This is a genomic window from Mycolicibacterium sarraceniae (assembly GCF_010731875.1).
GTDB lineage: Bacteria > Actinomycetota > Actinomycetes > Mycobacteriales > Mycobacteriaceae > Mycobacterium > Mycobacterium sarraceniae.
The window spans coordinates 866450-880736 of record NZ_AP022595.1; the positions used below are offsets into that span (position 1 = coordinate 866450).

The 14287-nt window shown below is 64.6% G+C and carries 15 protein-coding genes and 4 tRNA genes; 11 read left to right on the forward strand and 8 right to left on the reverse strand.

Going from position 1 to position 14287, the window contains the following annotated elements; all coding sequences use genetic code 11:
- The first annotated feature begins 41 nt into the window (after positions 1-41).
- Positions 42-1205 carry an acyl-CoA dehydrogenase family protein gene (locus G6N13_RS04515; protein ID WP_163701690.1) on the forward strand — a complete coding sequence of 388 codons (1164 nt, stop codon included), beginning with the start codon at positions 42-44 and terminating at the stop codon, positions 1203-1205.
- A complete protein-coding gene (locus G6N13_RS04520) occupies positions 1202-2023 on the forward strand; it encodes a mycofactocin-coupled SDR family oxidoreductase (RefSeq protein ID WP_163694981.1) in 822 nt (273 codons plus the stop codon). The genes G6N13_RS04515 and G6N13_RS04520 overlap by 4 nt, the downstream gene beginning before the upstream one ends.
- A 91-nt stretch (positions 2024-2114) precedes the next feature.
- Here the strand turns inward: G6N13_RS04520 and G6N13_RS04525 are convergent, their stop codons facing one another.
- Genes G6N13_RS04525 through G6N13_RS04535 form a run of 3 tightly spaced genes read right to left on the reverse strand, consistent with a single transcriptional unit; the run spans position 2115 to position 3746 of the window.
- Positions 2115-3188 carry a phosphotransferase family protein gene (locus tag G6N13_RS04525; RefSeq protein WP_163694982.1) on the reverse strand — a complete coding sequence of 358 codons (1074 nt, stop codon included), beginning with the start codon at positions 3186-3188 and terminating at the stop codon, positions 2115-2117.
- Positions 3185-3457 carry an SDR family oxidoreductase gene (locus tag G6N13_RS04530; RefSeq protein ID WP_163694274.1) on the reverse strand — a complete coding sequence of 91 codons (273 nt, stop codon included), beginning with the start codon at positions 3455-3457 and terminating at the stop codon, positions 3185-3187. The genes G6N13_RS04525 and G6N13_RS04530 overlap by 4 nt, the downstream gene beginning before the upstream one ends.
- Entirely contained in the window at positions 3378-3746 is a 369-nt protein-coding gene (locus tag G6N13_RS04535) for an SDR family NAD(P)-dependent oxidoreductase (RefSeq protein ID WP_322789300.1), read from the reverse strand. The genes G6N13_RS04530 and G6N13_RS04535 overlap by 80 nt, the downstream gene beginning before the upstream one ends.
- Before the next feature lie 320 nt (positions 3747-4066).
- On the opposite strand from G6N13_RS04535, the gene G6N13_RS04540 reads away from it, so the two are divergent.
- From G6N13_RS04540 to G6N13_RS04560, 5 genes are all read left to right on the forward strand, one after another.
- Positions 4067-5278: a Fic family protein gene (locus G6N13_RS04540; protein ID WP_407663870.1), complete on the forward strand. Its 1212-nt coding sequence runs from the start codon at positions 4067-4069 to the stop codon at positions 5276-5278.
- 202 nt (positions 5279-5480) lie between these two features.
- On the forward strand, positions 5481-5702 hold the full coding sequence (locus tag G6N13_RS04545; RefSeq protein WP_235677927.1) for a type II toxin -antitoxin system TacA 1-like antitoxin: 222 nt from the start codon (positions 5481-5483) through the stop codon (positions 5700-5702).
- A gap of 3 nt (positions 5703-5705) precedes the next feature.
- Positions 5706-6218: a GNAT family N-acetyltransferase gene (locus G6N13_RS04550; protein ID WP_163694984.1), complete on the forward strand. Its 513-nt coding sequence runs from the start codon at positions 5706-5708 to the stop codon at positions 6216-6218.
- A 193-nt stretch (positions 6219-6411) separates the two neighbouring features.
- A complete protein-coding gene (locus tag G6N13_RS04555) occupies positions 6412-8622 on the forward strand; it encodes a DEAD/DEAH box helicase (RefSeq protein ID WP_235677928.1) in 2211 nt (736 codons plus the stop codon).
- 51 nt (positions 8623-8673) lie between these two features.
- Positions 8674-8841: a hypothetical protein gene (locus G6N13_RS04560; protein WP_235677929.1), complete on the forward strand. Its 168-nt coding sequence runs from the start codon at positions 8674-8676 to the stop codon at positions 8839-8841.
- A gap of 276 nt (positions 8842-9117) precedes the next feature.
- Here G6N13_RS04560 and G6N13_RS04565 read toward each other — a convergent pair.
- From G6N13_RS04565 to G6N13_RS04575, 3 genes are all read right to left on the reverse strand, one after another.
- Positions 9118-9191 (reverse strand) — tRNA-Phe (locus G6N13_RS04565).
- A gap of 41 nt (positions 9192-9232) precedes the next feature.
- A tRNA-Asp gene (locus tag G6N13_RS04570) sits at positions 9233-9309 on the reverse strand.
- 46 nt (positions 9310-9355) lie between these two features.
- Positions 9356-9428, reverse strand: a tRNA-Glu gene (locus G6N13_RS04575).
- Between the two features lie 122 nt (positions 9429-9550).
- On the opposite strand from G6N13_RS04575, the gene G6N13_RS04580 reads away from it, so the two are divergent.
- The 3 genes from G6N13_RS04580 to G6N13_RS04590 all read left to right on the forward strand — a co-directional run bounded on the left by G6N13_RS04580 (position 9551) and on the right by G6N13_RS04590 (position 11947).
- Positions 9551-9623: transfer RNA gene (locus tag G6N13_RS04580), tRNA-Lys, on the forward strand.
- A gap of 82 nt (positions 9624-9705) precedes the next feature.
- Positions 9706-10353, forward strand: coding sequence for a GAF domain-containing protein (locus G6N13_RS04585; RefSeq protein WP_163694986.1), 648 nt, complete (start codon positions 9706-9708; stop codon positions 10351-10353).
- A 100-nt stretch (positions 10354-10453) separates the two neighbouring features.
- Positions 10454-11947 carry a sugar transferase gene (locus tag G6N13_RS04590; RefSeq protein WP_163694987.1) on the forward strand — a complete coding sequence of 498 codons (1494 nt, stop codon included), beginning with the start codon at positions 10454-10456 and terminating at the stop codon, positions 11945-11947.
- 345 nt (positions 11948-12292) lie between these two features.
- Here G6N13_RS04590 and G6N13_RS04595 read toward each other — a convergent pair whose 3' ends face one another.
- Positions 12293-13315, reverse strand: a complete 1023-nt coding sequence (locus tag G6N13_RS04595; RefSeq protein WP_163694988.1) for an oxygenase MpaB family protein — start codon at positions 13313-13315, stop codon at positions 12293-12295.
- A 70-nt stretch (positions 13316-13385) separates the two neighbouring features.
- Between G6N13_RS04595 and G6N13_RS04600 the strand changes: the two genes are divergently transcribed.
- Positions 13386-13982, forward strand: coding sequence for a TetR/AcrR family transcriptional regulator (locus G6N13_RS04600; protein WP_163694989.1), 597 nt, complete (start codon positions 13386-13388; stop codon positions 13980-13982).
- On the opposite strand, the gene G6N13_RS24870 is transcribed toward G6N13_RS04600, so the two are convergent.
- Positions 13964-14170 carry a hypothetical protein gene (locus G6N13_RS24870; protein WP_235677930.1) on the reverse strand — a complete coding sequence of 69 codons (207 nt, stop codon included), beginning with the start codon at positions 14168-14170 and terminating at the stop codon, positions 13964-13966. The two genes, G6N13_RS04600 and G6N13_RS24870, sit on opposite strands and share 19 nt — an antisense overlap.
- Positions 14171-14287: the final 117 nt, after the last annotated feature.

Sequence of the window (14287 nt, forward strand, 5' to 3'; positions counted from 1 at the left end):
GAGCCAGTGCCCCCGACCCAAGGAGCCTGATGTCCGGCCCGATGTCCGAAGTCAGCGACGACGACTTCCGCGAAATCCTCGCTTCAACCCGCCAGTTCGTGCGGTCGGCCGTGGTGCCGCGAGAAACCGAGATCCTCGCCGAGGACAAGGTGCCCGACGATCTGCGCGATCAGGCCAAGAAGATGGGCCTGTTCGGCTACGCGATCCCCCAGGAGTGGGGCGGGCTGGGCCTCCACATCGCCCAAGACGTCGAGCTGGCGATGGAACTGGGCTACACGAGCTTGGCACTGCGCTCGATGTTCGGCACCAACAACGGCATCGCCGGCCAGGTGCTGGTCGGTTTCGGCACCGACGAGCAGAAGGCACGTTGGCTGGAACCGATCGCCTCCGGCGAGGTGGTCGCGTCGTTCGCGCTGACCGAGCCGGGAGCCGGCTCCAATCCGTCCGGCCTGAAGACGAAAGCCGTTCGGGATGGGAAGAGTTGGGTGATCAACGGGCGCAAGCAGTACATCACCAACGCACCGGTGGCCAACCTGTTCATCGTGTTCGCCCGCACCCGGCCCGCAGACGCCAATGGCGCGGGAATCGCGGTTTTCCTGGTGCCCGCGGACACGGCCGGCGTCGAGATCGGGGTCAAGGACACCAAGATGGGCCAGGAGGGCGCCTGGACCTCGGATGTGAATTTCACCGATGTGCGGGTCGGCGACGACACGCTCATCGGCGGCAGCGAGGACATCGGCTACCGGGCGGCGATGACCTCGCTGGCCCGCGGGCGCATCCACATCGCAGCGCTCGCGGTGGGCTCCGCCCAACGCGCGCTGGAGGAGTCGGTCAGCTACGCCGCCACCGCGACGCAGGGCGGCACCCCGATCGGCAATTTCCAGCTGGTTCAGGCGATGCTGGCCGACCAGCAGACCGGAGTCATGGCCGGGCGCGCACTGGTGCGCGACGCGGCACGTAAGTGGGTCGACAACGAAGACCGCAGGATCGCACCGTCGGTGGCGAAGCTGTTCTGCACCGAAATGGCGGGCAACGTCGCCGATCTCGCGGTCCAGGTGCACGGCGGCGCAGGCTATATGCGGGGTGTGCCGGTCGAGCGGATCTATCGCGAGGTCCGTCTGCTGCGACTGTACGAAGGCACCAGCGAGATTCAGCGCCTCATCATCGGCGGCGGACTAGTCAAGGAAGCGCAGCGAAAAGCATGACAGGAAAGCTCAGCGGCAAGGTCGCATTCATCACCGGAGCCGCTCGCGGCCAAGGCCGCGCGCATGCGGTGAAGATGGCCGGCGAAGGTGCCGACATCATCGCCGTCGACATCGCAGGCATGCTGCCGGAGTGCGTTCCGTACAACCCGGCCACTCCCGAGGATCTGGCCGAGACCGTGCGCCTGGTCGAGGAATCCGGCCGCACGATCGTGTCGGCGGTGGTCGACACCCGCGATCTCGACGGCCTCAAGGATGTCGTCGCCGAGGGCGTCGCCAAGCTCGGCCGGCTGGACATCATCGTCGCGAACGCGGGTATCACGTCGCCGGCGCCGTGGGACGAGATCACCCAAGAAGCCTTTCGGGATGTCATGGATGTCAACGTGACTGGGACGTGGAACACCGTGATGGCCGGTGCACCATCAATGGTCGAGGCCGGTCGCGGAGGATCGATCATCCTGATCAGCTCGGCGGCCGGTATCAAGCTGCAGCCGTTCATGGTGCACTACACCACCAGCAAGCATGCGGTCACGGGCATGGCCAGGGCATTCGCCGCCGAACTCGGCAAGCACAACATCAGGGTGAACAGCGTGCACCCCGGACCGGTCAACACCGATATGGGTACCGGCGACATGGTGGCAGAACTCGGCAAGGCGATGGAAACCAACCCGGCGCTGAGCAACATGATGCTGCCGTTCCTGCCGATTTACATCGCCGAGCCGGAAGACATCGCCGACGCGGTGTGCTTCCTGGCCAGCGACGATGCGAAACTGATTACCGCTGAGGCGATTTCAGTGGATCAGGGCTCGACGAAGTACTAAAGGTTCTGGTAAGGAAGGCCGCCTGATCGGCCGCGGCCTTACCCGTGCGACCACTTCGAAGTCTGGCCAGGGGGCGACTGTGGTGATAGGGCTAGCTTGTAATCAGCTCGAGTGTGCCCAGATCGCGGATGGCTGCGCAGCCCCGGCGCAGCATCGCGGCCATCATGTCGTCACCGCGTTCGGTTTCAACCGCGAACGCACAGCCCAGCGCGGAGATCAGCGGCACCTGGATCATCCCCAGAAGGTAGTCATGCCAGCAAGTTTCCACGTCGTAGTCACTCACCCCGGTGTCGATCAGCGCGCGGTGATACTCGGCAACGAGGCCCTTTTCGGCCCTGGCCCGCAAGCCCGGTTCCAGGCTTGTCCCGGTGAAGTACGCCAGGTCGCGGCCGGCCAGCCCAACCCCCAGGGTCTGCCAATCGACCACGCTGACCCGCTCACCGTCGAAGAGCAGGTTGTCCAGGCGGTAGTCGCCGTGCAGCAGGGCGAAGCGCTCCGGCGCGTTCAGCAGCCATGGCGTCACCAGATCCATTGCTGCAAAAAGTGTTTCGGCGTCCTCGGGGTTCAGCCGCTCGCCGAGTTTCTCGACCGTGATGCCGGCGGCCATCTTGGCGATGTCACCGAGACCGCGGATAGCGTCCTCACCGATGACCGTCATCACCAACCCGGGGAAGGTCTGCCAACGTTGGTCACACCACGTCGGACCATGCAGGCCGGCCAGTGCCCGCACCGCAAGGCGAGCCTCGGGCAGGTCGCAGCCGGCGATCTGGTCGCCCTGGACAGCCGGCGCCTGGTCGGCGAGCAGTAGTGCATAACTGGCTCCCTCGTCGGCGATATCGACGTGGAAGCACTGCGGAATCGGGATCGTCACCGCCTCGGCGACGGACTGGTAGAACGCGCACTCGCTGCGGTAGCCGAGCGTCACCCGGTCTCGCACCGCGTCGTCGCCGGCGGGCAGTTTCAGGATGAAGCTGGCGGGCAGATCGTCAGCGGGGGTGGCGTAGGTGGCCTTGATGCGGAAGGTGGCGCCCGTCTGGCCCGTGCCCACCGGCGTCACCTCCACGGTCTCCACCTCGACGGGTGCGCCGGGGCGGCTGAGGATCCCGGCCAGCCAGGCGCCGGTGACATCAGACGGGTAGCGGGGAATCGCGGTCGCGGCGCTCATGGTGTCGGTTGCCTTCTGTCGGTGCGTTGTTGGTTCACGAACCGCTCAGCCATCCGGTTGAGCAAGCCGGGCACCAGGCGAGCGAAAAGCCATGCCATACGGGCCTGACGCGGTGCGACCAGGAGGGCCTTGTTGCGTTCGATCGCCCGCAGCGTATCGGCGGCCAGCTGATCAGGGCTATAGAACGTCTCACTGCGCTGGCCCAACCGATAGAACTCGTGGCCGTTGAAATCGCCGAGCCAGCCCTTGTCGAGGATCGGGGTGTCCACAGTCGATGATGGCCCGGAAGTCCTCGACGGGTTGTTCGGTGATGCGACCGAAGCCGTCGATTCCGGCGGTGTTCACGACGATGTCGAACGGCCGGGTGCGCTCGAAGAGCGCGGCGACGCTGGCTTCGTCGGCCATGTCCACTCTGGCCGCGTCATGTGGTGCGCCGAGATCGGCTGCGCGCTCGGTCGCTCCGTCGGCGTTGCGGTCGGCGATGGTGACCTGCCGCCCGCCGGCGGCCAGTCCTTGGGCCACCGCCCAGCCGATCGCTGATGCGCCGCCGATGACCACCGCTCGTTGCGCTGCTTTTCCGACATCCGGCCTCCGGTGGACGCTCGTGCGGCCCGCTCATGTCGAGCTAACGGTGCATACGGCAAGAGTTGTAGTAGGTCAACAGGCGGTGGTCGAGTGAAAGGAAACAGCCCGCCGGAAGCCGGAAGCAGACTTGAGTGGCCAGGGCCGGGATCGAACCAGCGACCTTCCGCTAGGTGGCGGCACGCTCTTTCAGACACGGTGATCTAATTCGGGTCAGGGTGTGTGTGAGCTGCACATATGATGCCTATACGTTTAATGGCATCACTTATGACCCTAAGTGATGCTATCATCCGATTGTGGCGTCACTTCCCGGCACGGCCATCGGTCACGAGAGATTGACGTGGCCCGCTTCGACGGAGGCCGGCTATGGGCTGGCCGATCTGCGCGCGGCGCAACGCCAAGCCGGCGAGTACGACGCCGCGATCCCCGCGGCGATCGCGGACCTCGAGGCTGACCTACCAGCCAACGTGCTTGCCAACGCCGACGAAGCCAGTCGAGAAATCGCGCGCTTCGACGCCGAACTTGGTCAAGAGATCGCCCCCTTCGCGTCGGTGCTGCTGCGATCGGAGTCCGCGGCGAGCTCCCACATCGAGAACCTCACCGCCTCCGCGCGCGCCATCGCCGAGGCTGAAGCTCTCGGCGGCGGCGGCGACGGCCGCCGCAACGCCACGCTGATCGTCGCCAATACCGAGGCGATGAAGGCCGCCATCGCACTGGCCGACGAACTCGAGGAGCACGCGATCCTTGCCATGCACGCGGCACTGATGCACGCGATCCGACCGTCCACGGCGGGCCGGTGGCGAACCGAGCAGGTCTGGATCGGCGGCGGCGCGTTCGGCCCCCGCGGCGCCGACTTCATCGCGCCTCACCACGAACGGGTTCAGCCCGCCATCGCCGACTTACTCGCGTACGCACGGCGCACCGATGTGCCCACGCTGCCCCAGATCGCGATCGCTCATGCCCAGTTCGAGACGGTCCACCCGTTCACTGACGGCAACGGCCGCACCGGGCGCGCGCTGGTGCAGGCGATGCTGCGAAACAAGCGGCTCACCCGTCAGATCACCGTTCCAGTCTCCGCGGGCCTTCTCTCCAACACCGGCGCCTACTTCCAAGCACTCGGTTCCTACCGAGACGGAGATCCCGCACCCATCGTCGAACAACTCTCATCCGCGGCGATCCTCGCCGTCGTCAACGGCCGTCACCTCGTCGGCGACCTCCGGAAGACCCGCGAACGTTGGAACGAACAAATCACGGCACGCCGGGACTCCGCCGTTCACCGCGTCGCGGATCTCCTTGTCCGACAACCCGTGTTCAACGCCCTGACGCTTCAGCGCGAACTCGGAATCACCACCGGCAACGCCCGCAGATACGTCGACCCTCTGGTCGAGGCAGGCGTGATCGTCGAGTTCACCGACCGCACCCGTAACCGCGCCTGGCGCGCACCTGAAATCCTCAGCGCCCTTGATGCATTCGCCGAGCGCGCAGGACGCCGCACCCTTGCGATGTGAGCCACCTGATATCAGCCTCTTTACCGTGCCGAACTGCTGGTCTGTTCGACGATGAGACGGGGCAGTTCCAATTCCGCCTAGCCACGTACGTACGTCCGCCGAACAGTGACGCAGTAGAAAGCCATGCAGGAGATCGAAGGAAGGAGGTCCAGCTGTGGCAGTCAAATCAAGGCGAATCGAGTTTCGCGCGGAGGAAGCCACCATGGACCGCATCCAGCGTGCCGCCAGCCTCGTCCACGAGCAGACCTCGGAGTTCGTGCGGAAAGCTGCAATGCAACGCGCCGAAGATATCCTGCGCCAAGAGCTGGTGACAGTCATGGAGCCCGAGCAATTCGATGTCCTGATGGCCTCCCTCGATGCCGCCGACGCGGTGCCGCGGCTGGCGGCAGCCGCGCGCAAACCAGCCGTCTTCACAAGGCAGTGACCAATGTTCGAGTCGGCGCGACTCAGCGACCATCACAGCCTCGAAGGGTTCGACTGCGGTAAGGAGTCGCTAGATGCCTGGCTCATCACTCAGGCCCGTCGCGCCGACAGCAGCGGGGTCGCGCACGTCTACGCGTGGACCCCGCTCGGGGAACGGAACGTCAGCGCCTATTTCGCCATCTGCCCTGCCGAAGTAATACGCAACGACGACGGCATAGCGGGATCCGTGGCCGGCGGCCATTCCCGCATACCTGGCTATGTGATTGCCCGACTCGCGATCGACACGTCACTTCGGGGTCAGCGATACGGCGAGCAACTGCTCCTCGACGCGCTCGGCAAAGCCGTCGCCGCGTCGGAAATCGGTGGTGGCCGGCTCATCGTCGTCGATGCCATAGACGACGAGGCACAATCTTTCTACGAGCACTACCACTTCACTTCCGTCGGGAATCGCGAGCGTCGCCTGGTCATGAAGGTGTCCACAGCGGCGAAAGCGCTCGGGCAATGCTGGCGGGAGTGAACCCCTCTGCCGAAGAATGTGCTGCACGAAGGAGTTGATCGTTAGCGGGGTCGAGGGTTTCCCTGGCGAGTTGGACGCGCTGCGGAGCGACAATGCGCGTTTGCGCCGTCTCCTGCAGCTGAGCGAGGAACAGGCACGTGCGGCCGCCAGTGACCAGGCGACGCTCACGGGAGCGCCAGCTTCACCGGTAACAATGGGTTCCAGCTCGGCCGAGAAGGTGCGGTTCTTTGTCGATCTCTTCCGTTGTCGTACTGATGTTTACGCACTGCGCTGGGAGAACCGACGCGATGGGCGCTCGGGATGGAGTCCGGCGATCAAAGGCTATTGGCGCAAGGGCATGAATCGAGCCGATGCGCCCTACCTCCCCCTGACTCCGGAGGTCATCGATGCCCACCTGCGGGGCGAGGCGCATGTCGGCCTGTATCCGCTCGGCGATGACGACACCTGCTGGTGGGTCGCGGCGGACTTCGACAAGGAAGCCGCGATGCTCGACGCGCTCGCATACATGAAAGCGGCTCGCTCCTATGGGATTCCGGCTGCATTGGAGGTGTCGCAATCCGGGCGCGGAGCTCACGTCTGGATCTTCTTCGCTCATGCGATTTCAGCGTCGGCCGCCCGCGACGTCGCCACGAGTCTGCTGGCCGAGGCGTTTCGCCTGCGTGGCAGCATGCATCTGAGTAGCTACGACCGCTTGTTCCCATCTCAGGACGTGCATGCTGGGCGTGGGGTGGGCAATCTGATCGCCGCACCGATGAACGGGAAGCGCCGTCAACACGGCACTACCGTCTTCCTCGATCCCGCCACCTTGGAGCCATTCGAGGATCAGTGGGCCTACCTGTCAAGCATCGCCCGATTATCCACCAAAGACGTGACCGCGCTGGCCCGCCAGCTTCCCGACCCGCAGATCGGCCACAACGTCCGGCGTCTGCAGTTACCGACGTCGTCGCGGATCATCCCGCGGCCGGCGGCAATCGTGCGCGCAGAGTTCACTTCACGAGTCACCCTGACCGCCAACGATCTTGGCCCAGCGATGATCTCAGCCGTCAAACACGCCGCATCGATACGCAACCCTGAATTCGACGCGCGCCAACGCGCGCGCCGCAGCACCTGGGACACTCCACGGTTCCTCCACAGTTACGACGAAACCACTGACGGTGATCTCGTCCTGCCCCGCGGTCTTCGTCCTCTACTGACCGAACTCGTTGAATCGGCCGACAGCACGCTTCACGTCGACGACAAACGCATCCTCGGTCAACCCCACGCGTTCACCTGCAGCACGCCTTTGCGCACCGTTCAGACCACCGCACTGCACCAACTCCTCGAACAGGACACCAGCGTCCTGATCGCACCACCGGGCGCCGGCAAGACGGTCATCGCCTGCGCCGCAATCGAATCGCGGTCCACCTCGACCCTCGTCCTCGTTGACCGCAAAGCGCTGGCCGATCAATGGCGCGACCGGATCAGCAGCCACCTCGGTTTCAAGTGCGGTCAAATCGGAGGTGGGCGATCGAAGACCACGGGCATCCTCGACATCGCCTTACTGCCAACACTCGTACGCCGCGATAATGTTGAAGACATCACCGCCGACTACGGATTCGTCATCGTGGACGAATGCCACCACGTGGCAGCTAGCGCATTCTTCGGCGTCCTGAGCCGGGTAGCCGCGCGGTACTGGCTCGGCCTGACCGCCACCCCAGAGCGTCGCGACGGGCTCGAAGACCTGATTTATCACCAACTCGGATCCCACCACGTGGCCATCGACCAGCCCACCACGGGACAACTCCCGGTCGACGGTTCCGACTTGATGACGCCCCACCCGGTACTGCACCTGCATCCGACCGAATTCCAGTACCGAGGCGACGCTGACCCCTCCGCGCCCGGTGGAATGGCCGAAATCTACCGAGCCCTCGTCGCCGATCAACTACGGCTCGACCAGATCGTCGACGACGTCCTCAGCGCCTCCCAAACCGGGGCCAACATCCTGGTGCTCACTACCTGGGTCGAACACCTCAACGCCATCACCGGCCGGCTTCGAGCCGCAGGAAAGTCCGTGACCGTCCTCAGCGGCGGAATGAAGGCAGGGGAGCGCCGCCAGATCACCGACCAACTTGCCAACCACACGCCCGAGTCGGATCCACTCCTGATCGTCGGCACCAGTTCATTCATCGGGGAAGGCTTCGACTGCCCCGCCCTCGACACACTGTTCCTGGCTGCGCCGATCACCTTCAAGAACCGCCTCGTGCAATACGTCGGTCGCATCACCCGTCCCCATCCCTCGAAGAGCACGGCAACCGTGCACGACTACCACGACGCAAACACCCCCGTCATAGCCTCATCGCTGAAGAAAAGAGCACCCGGCTACCTCCACATGGGCTTCCCCGACCCGCGCAAGATCAGCCGATAGAACCGCAGCACCGCCCTTGACGATCGGACAAGCGCTGCGCAAGTGTGCGTCGTGCCCGGTGTGATCCGACGCAAGCTGCGGCTTGCCGATGTCCTTGCCTACCGCGAAGACCTTCACGCCCGGCGCAACCGGTTCATCTCCGAAAGCTCGGCGGAGTTCGCGGATGCCGACGCCGACGAGGTCGCCGAGTTACTCACCGAGGTGAAACGTAAGCGTTGACCGTCCGCGGCGTCTGAAAAGTCGCCCACGTGTATGGCACCGCGTAGGACCTCACCGATATCCGTGCACGGCAAACGGCGTCGTAGCTTCCACGGCACCACGTCGCCAGTGCAGGCTTATGCGACTGAACCGTTCGGGTTAAGAGTCGGTTCCGTTGGCAACGGAATACCTTAATAGCGCGAACACGCGCGAGGTTCACTCAGCCTGCATGCGCAGATGACATGGGCAGATTTACCTCGTTCGGGTAAACCACTTGTTACCAGGTGGTTCTAGAAGTGGCCAGGGCCGGGATCGAACCGGCGACCTTCCGCTTTTCAGGCGGACGCTCGTACCAACTGAGCTACCTGGCCGGAAGGCACTGTGTCCTAACCTAAGTGCCTCACCACATACATGGCGACCCTGACGGGACTCGAACCCGCGACCTCCGCCGTGACAGGGCGGCGCGCTAACCAACTGCGCCACAGGGCCTTGCTTTCCTGCGTTACTGCTCGCTCCGACTTAACGTCGTCACGAGTACCCCCAACGGGATTCGAACCCGTGCTACCGCCGTGAAAGGGCGGCGTCCTAGGCCACTAGACGATGGGGGCCTGAACCGAATCACTCCGGGGTACTCACAACGAGTGCACGTTAGAGCGTCGTTAGCTTAGGGCACGGCAGGCTCAATCCCAAAACCGGGCGGCCACACGCGAGGCAGTATTGTGTGCGTCGCGCCCCTATAGCTCAGTCGGTAGAGCTACGGACTTTTAATCCGCAGGTCCCAGGTTCGAGCCCTGGTGGGGGCACCGCATAGGCAAAGGAAGAGGCCAGGGGAGAGGCCTTTCCGAGATCGCCCGTCGTTACTGGGGGTGACCTATCGTGGACCGCATGAATGACACGGTGCCGCAGCCCGCGGGCAGCGCTGGGCACGGTCCGCGCCGCGGCGTCGACCGAGCCACCGGCCGTCACGTGATCGCCCGGTTGGCCGGGCCTGATCACGACCACACCGTGCGCGCCGTCGTGGACCAACTCTCTGGCGAGCAGAGTGCCGTCGACGCCATCGTCGACGACGCGGTCTCCGATCCTGAACGCCTGGAGTCCCTGGAGCGCCTCGGCCGTTTCGACGAAACCAGGAACCCGACTCTCGATCGCGTCGCGGTCTTGGTCGCCGAGGCTTTGGGGACCCCGATGGCGGCAGTGTCCGTCGTGTACCCCGACCGGCAGGTCCTGGCGGGGTCCAACACGAGCGACGAGGCGATGCCCCGAGTCGCGCCGCTCGCGATGTCGATCTGCAAATTCACCGTAGCCAGCCGGGAGGCGCTGGTGGTCGACGGCACCGGGGCCCATCCGATGCTCTGGGATCATCCCGCGGTGGTGAGCGGCGCAGTGCTGGCGGACGCGGGGGTCCCGTTGATCGACAGCAAGGAATATGTGGCTGGCACGTTGTGCACGTGGGACACTCGCCCGCGGCACTGGTCCAGTGCCCAGATCCAGATCCAGATCCTCAACGATCTCGCCGATCCACACGGTGCATGAACTCTGTCAATGTTCGCCGCGCAGGGGGGACACATGACTCGACGGGTAGCAAAATCGGCTGGCGTCCGCCTTGTGATTCAGTGGGTGATGTGAGCGGATCATGGCAATACGGGTTCTTCGCGTCGAGAATTCGCCGGCGTCGCCGGCGTCGCCGGTAGGCACCGGCACGCCCCCAACACGCCGGAAGACGTTTGCCGAGCGGGTCCGCACCCACCCATTGAGCACCACCATCACGGTTGCCATCGACGTGCTGTCCGTCTCACTGGCGACCGTGATCGGGGTGCGGTGGGCGATGTCGACCCCGGACTACCCTCCCGACCTGTCGTTGGCCATCCTGTACGTGCCGGTCGTGATCTTCATGCTGTCCATACGTGGGGTTTACCGACGCCGTCTGAAACGGGAATTCCTCGACGAGATCGGACCGATCGAGGCGACCGTCGCGATCGCGACGATGTTCTTGCTCAGCGGCTTGACGATCACGAACGAAGCCGGTCGCCCAGGTGCCGCCGTGCTCAAGATCTGGATCTGCGCAGCGGTTCTCATGCCAGTGGCGCGGCTCGTCCGGGTGGTGATAAAGCGTAGCTTGCGACGCAATCACCATCCCCAGGAGCCGACCCTGATCGTGGGCAACGGTCGCGTGGCCGGCCACATCATCAGCCGCCTCAAGGAATTCCCGGAATACGGCTTGGAGCCGGTCGGCATCGTCGATGCCGAACCGTGGTTCGGCCAGCCGGGCTACCCTAGGCCCAATCTTCCCTATCTGGGGCATCCGGAGAACATCGACAAGGCGATCCGGCAGACCAGTGCCCAGAATGTCGTCATCGCTTTCTCACGCACTCAGGATCAGGTGCTGACCCACGTGGTGCGGGCAGCCCATCAGAACGGGCTGCGGGTGTGGGTGGTGCCGCGCATGTTCGACACGATCGGCGAGCGCGCGCGGATCGAGCATGTCGGTGGTACACCCTTGCTTGCGTTGCCGCAAACCGATCCCCGGGGATGGCAGTTTGCCGTCAAACATATCTTCGACCGGGTGATGGCCGCCTTCCTGCTGCTGCTGATCTCGCCGATGTTCCTGACTCTGGTGGTGCTCGTGAAACTCAGCTCGCCGGGACCGATCTTCTTCAGCCAGCCGCGGGTGGGCCGTGACGGACGGGTCTTCGAATGCCTCAAGTTCCGCTCGATGCGGGCGACCCAAGCATCCGATACCGCGTTCCAGCTCAAGACCGACGCCGCGCCCGGCGGCGTCGAAGGCATCGATCGACGCACCAAGATCGGCAAGATCTTGCGCGCCACGTCGTTGGACGAACTTCCGCAGTTCATCAACGTCCTGCGCGGTGAGATGAGCCTGGTCGGTCCGCGACCGGAGCGCCCGGAATTCGTGGAGCTGTTCGAGGCCCAAATCCAGCGCTACGGCGAGCGTCATCGAGTGCAAGCCGGTGTCACGGGCTGGGCCCAGGTGCACGGCTTGCGGGGACAGACATCGATCGCCGATCGCGCCGAATGGGATAACTACTACATCGAGAACTGGTCGCTCGCGCTCGACATCAAGATCCTGGCGCTGACCGTGCCGGCCGTCCTTCGCCGCACCGAATAAAACCTCGACAACAACGCGGTTAGCTGGCGTGTGAAAAACACCCGGTGCGGGTACAAGACAGCTAACGCAGCGGGGAGCGGTGGTGTCCCGATTCACACGCGCCACAGGAGTACACATGAGTCACCCCGCTGTCACATCAACCGCCGTCATTCGTTACGCGATCGCCGAGCAAGTCCGGCGAATGGGTGGCAGCGAACAGGACATCGACGACATCGCTTTCGCGGCTTCGTATGCGGTGATGTGCTGGAGTTTGACTGCCCCGCAAAGTATTTGACGTCTACGTCATAGCGCCGGACCGGCTGGACTGAGCCCGCCCACAGCATGTGCGCTCAGAGACTCTGAGGCCTACGGCGAGCGCTGGACCGGGCAGGCTCCCAGATAATGAATTCCCTTGTCGCGCTCGCCAGCTGGCGGCAGATTTCGGGCAGGGGTGTGCACCAACGCCGCGTCGGCGGCAATTCTGCCGGTGGCCCGATCCCAGCCGGCGCGGGCGCGCGGATGCATCCGCCGCCGTTTGGGCAGTAGCTTGAATGCCAGGTTGACCGACCGGCCGAACAACCGGTGTAGCCGCTCGTCGCGTGGGGACCACGTGTATCCCATCAGATCGCGCACCGGCTCGTTGTACAGGCCGACCGTCACCCACACGGCGAACGGCCCGAGCACCTTGAGGTAGGCCGACCAGACGAAATCCGGAATCCATTGCAGCGAAGGATGTTTCGGCATCGTGGACAGATCGAGGACCTCACGGGTGGCGTGGTTGTTCTCCAGCACATTGCGACACATGTGGTCCCAGTAGACCTGGAATTCCTCCCAGCTACCGGGGACCGGCCGCATGCTCATGCCGTACATCCGATACCAGGTGACATGCTCGTCGAACAGCTGGCGCTTCTGGTCTTCGGTGAGACCGTCCCCGAAGTACTCCGCGGTCAACACGGTGCCCATGAAGAACGTTGAGTGTGCCCAATAAAAGACGTCTGGATTCAGTGCGCTGTAGCGACGCCCTTGAGCATCAACACCTTTGATCGGAATGTGATAGTCGCGCACCGCGGCGCCCGTCATCGGCGCCCGGTCGCCGTCGAACACCACGCCGCCGATCGGGTACAGCGAACGCAGCAGCCGCGGCAGGCGCTCCATGAAAAAAATCGAGTGCTCCTCGACCGCCGCACCGAGCTGAGGATGCATGTTCTGCATCGAGCCGGCCCATGGCCCCTGCAGCAGCCCCCGCCAGTCGCCGAAGTATTTCCACGTCAATGAGTCAGGCCCGAGCACATCGGGCGGGGCGTCGTAAGATCCAGTCACCGGGCAACCGGCAGCCGCCGCCGCGCCCTCGCTGGTGACTGGGGACACGTCAGACGTATCTTGTCTCAACTGATGGCCTTCCCACTGGCGCGCGAGGCACTCTGACTACACGCGTTGTCATCACGAGCTTAGGAGCGATGTGACGTCGGGTCAACGACGGGGCCGCTGGGCGGGCGTCCCCCTGCCGGACCGTCAGGCGCTGCGCCGGGACGAGCTGATCGCCGCCGGGGTGACCCTGCTCGGCAGCGCGGGTGGCCCGGCGCTGACGGTACGGGCGGTCTGCCGGCATGCCGGTCTAACCGAACGGTACTTCTACGAAAGCTTCTCCGACCGGGACGAGTTCGTGCGCGCCGTTTACGACGACGTCTGCAATCGCGCGATGACGGCGCTGATGTCGGCAGGTACGCCACGCGAGGCGGTCGAGAGGTTCGTGGCCCTCATGGTCGACGATCCGGTGCGCGGGCGCGTGCTGCTGCTGGCGCCAGAGGTGGAACCCGTGCTGATCCACTCCGGGGCGGAATGGATGCCGAGTTTCATCGAACTGCTGCAAAGCAAACTGATCACCGTCAGCGATCCGGTACTGCAGAAGATGATGGCCACCGGCCTGATCGGTGCGCTGACCGCCCTGTTCACCGCCTACTTGGACGGCAGATTGCCGGCCTCTCGCGAGCAGTTCATCGACTACTGCGTCGAACTGCTCCTCAGTCGCGCGCCGAGTTATCCGCCGGCGACCTGACCCGCCTCGCCGGGCACGTTGCCGGTCTGCTCGAGTTCAGCAGACTCGCTCTGCTGCGCTTTGGCCTGAGCGTCGGCGAGCTTCTGCTCGTAGGTGGCGCGGACGGCACGGCCTTCCGGGCTGCCGATCGAGTTGCCTGGCCCACCGGCAGTCGCGAACGTGTTGTTGCAGTTCAGGTACAGCAGCACCCGTCTGCCGGGGTTGCTACCGCTGGAATCGAGGAAGTCGGCAGGAAGCTGCCAACCCGGGTCGCGATAGTGGCCGACTGGCCCGCACCACTGATCGCCTGCGAGGCGTCCGCGTAC

Excerpts from the sequence above, each read along its gene's own strand:
- G6N13_RS04545 (WP_235677927.1), top strand. The coding sequence starts at position 5,481 with ATGGACCGCATCCAGCGTGCCGCCAGCCTCGTCCACGAGCAGACCTCG.
- G6N13_RS04555 (WP_235677928.1), top strand. The coding sequence starts at position 6,412 with ATGGGTTCCAGCTCGGCCGAGAAGGTGCGGTTCTTTGTCGATCTCTTC.
- G6N13_RS04525 (WP_163694982.1), bottom strand. The coding sequence starts at position 3,188 with ATGAGCGCCGCGACCGCGATTCCCCGCTACCCGTCTGATGTCACCGGC.
- G6N13_RS04590 (WP_163694987.1), top strand. The coding sequence starts at position 10,454 with ATGGCAATACGGGTTCTTCGCGTCGAGAATTCGCCGGCGTCGCCGGCG.
- G6N13_RS04550 (WP_163694984.1), top strand. The coding sequence starts at position 5,706 with ATGTTCGAGTCGGCGCGACTCAGCGACCATCACAGCCTCGAAGGGTTC.
- G6N13_RS04585 (WP_163694986.1), top strand. The coding sequence starts at position 9,706 with ATGAATGACACGGTGCCGCAGCCCGCGGGCAGCGCTGGGCACGGTCCG.
- G6N13_RS04520 (WP_163694981.1), top strand. The coding sequence starts at position 1,202 with ATGACAGGAAAGCTCAGCGGCAAGGTCGCATTCATCACCGGAGCCGCT.
- G6N13_RS04515 (WP_163701690.1), top strand. The coding sequence starts at position 42 with ATGTCCGAAGTCAGCGACGACGACTTCCGCGAAATCCTCGCTTCAACC.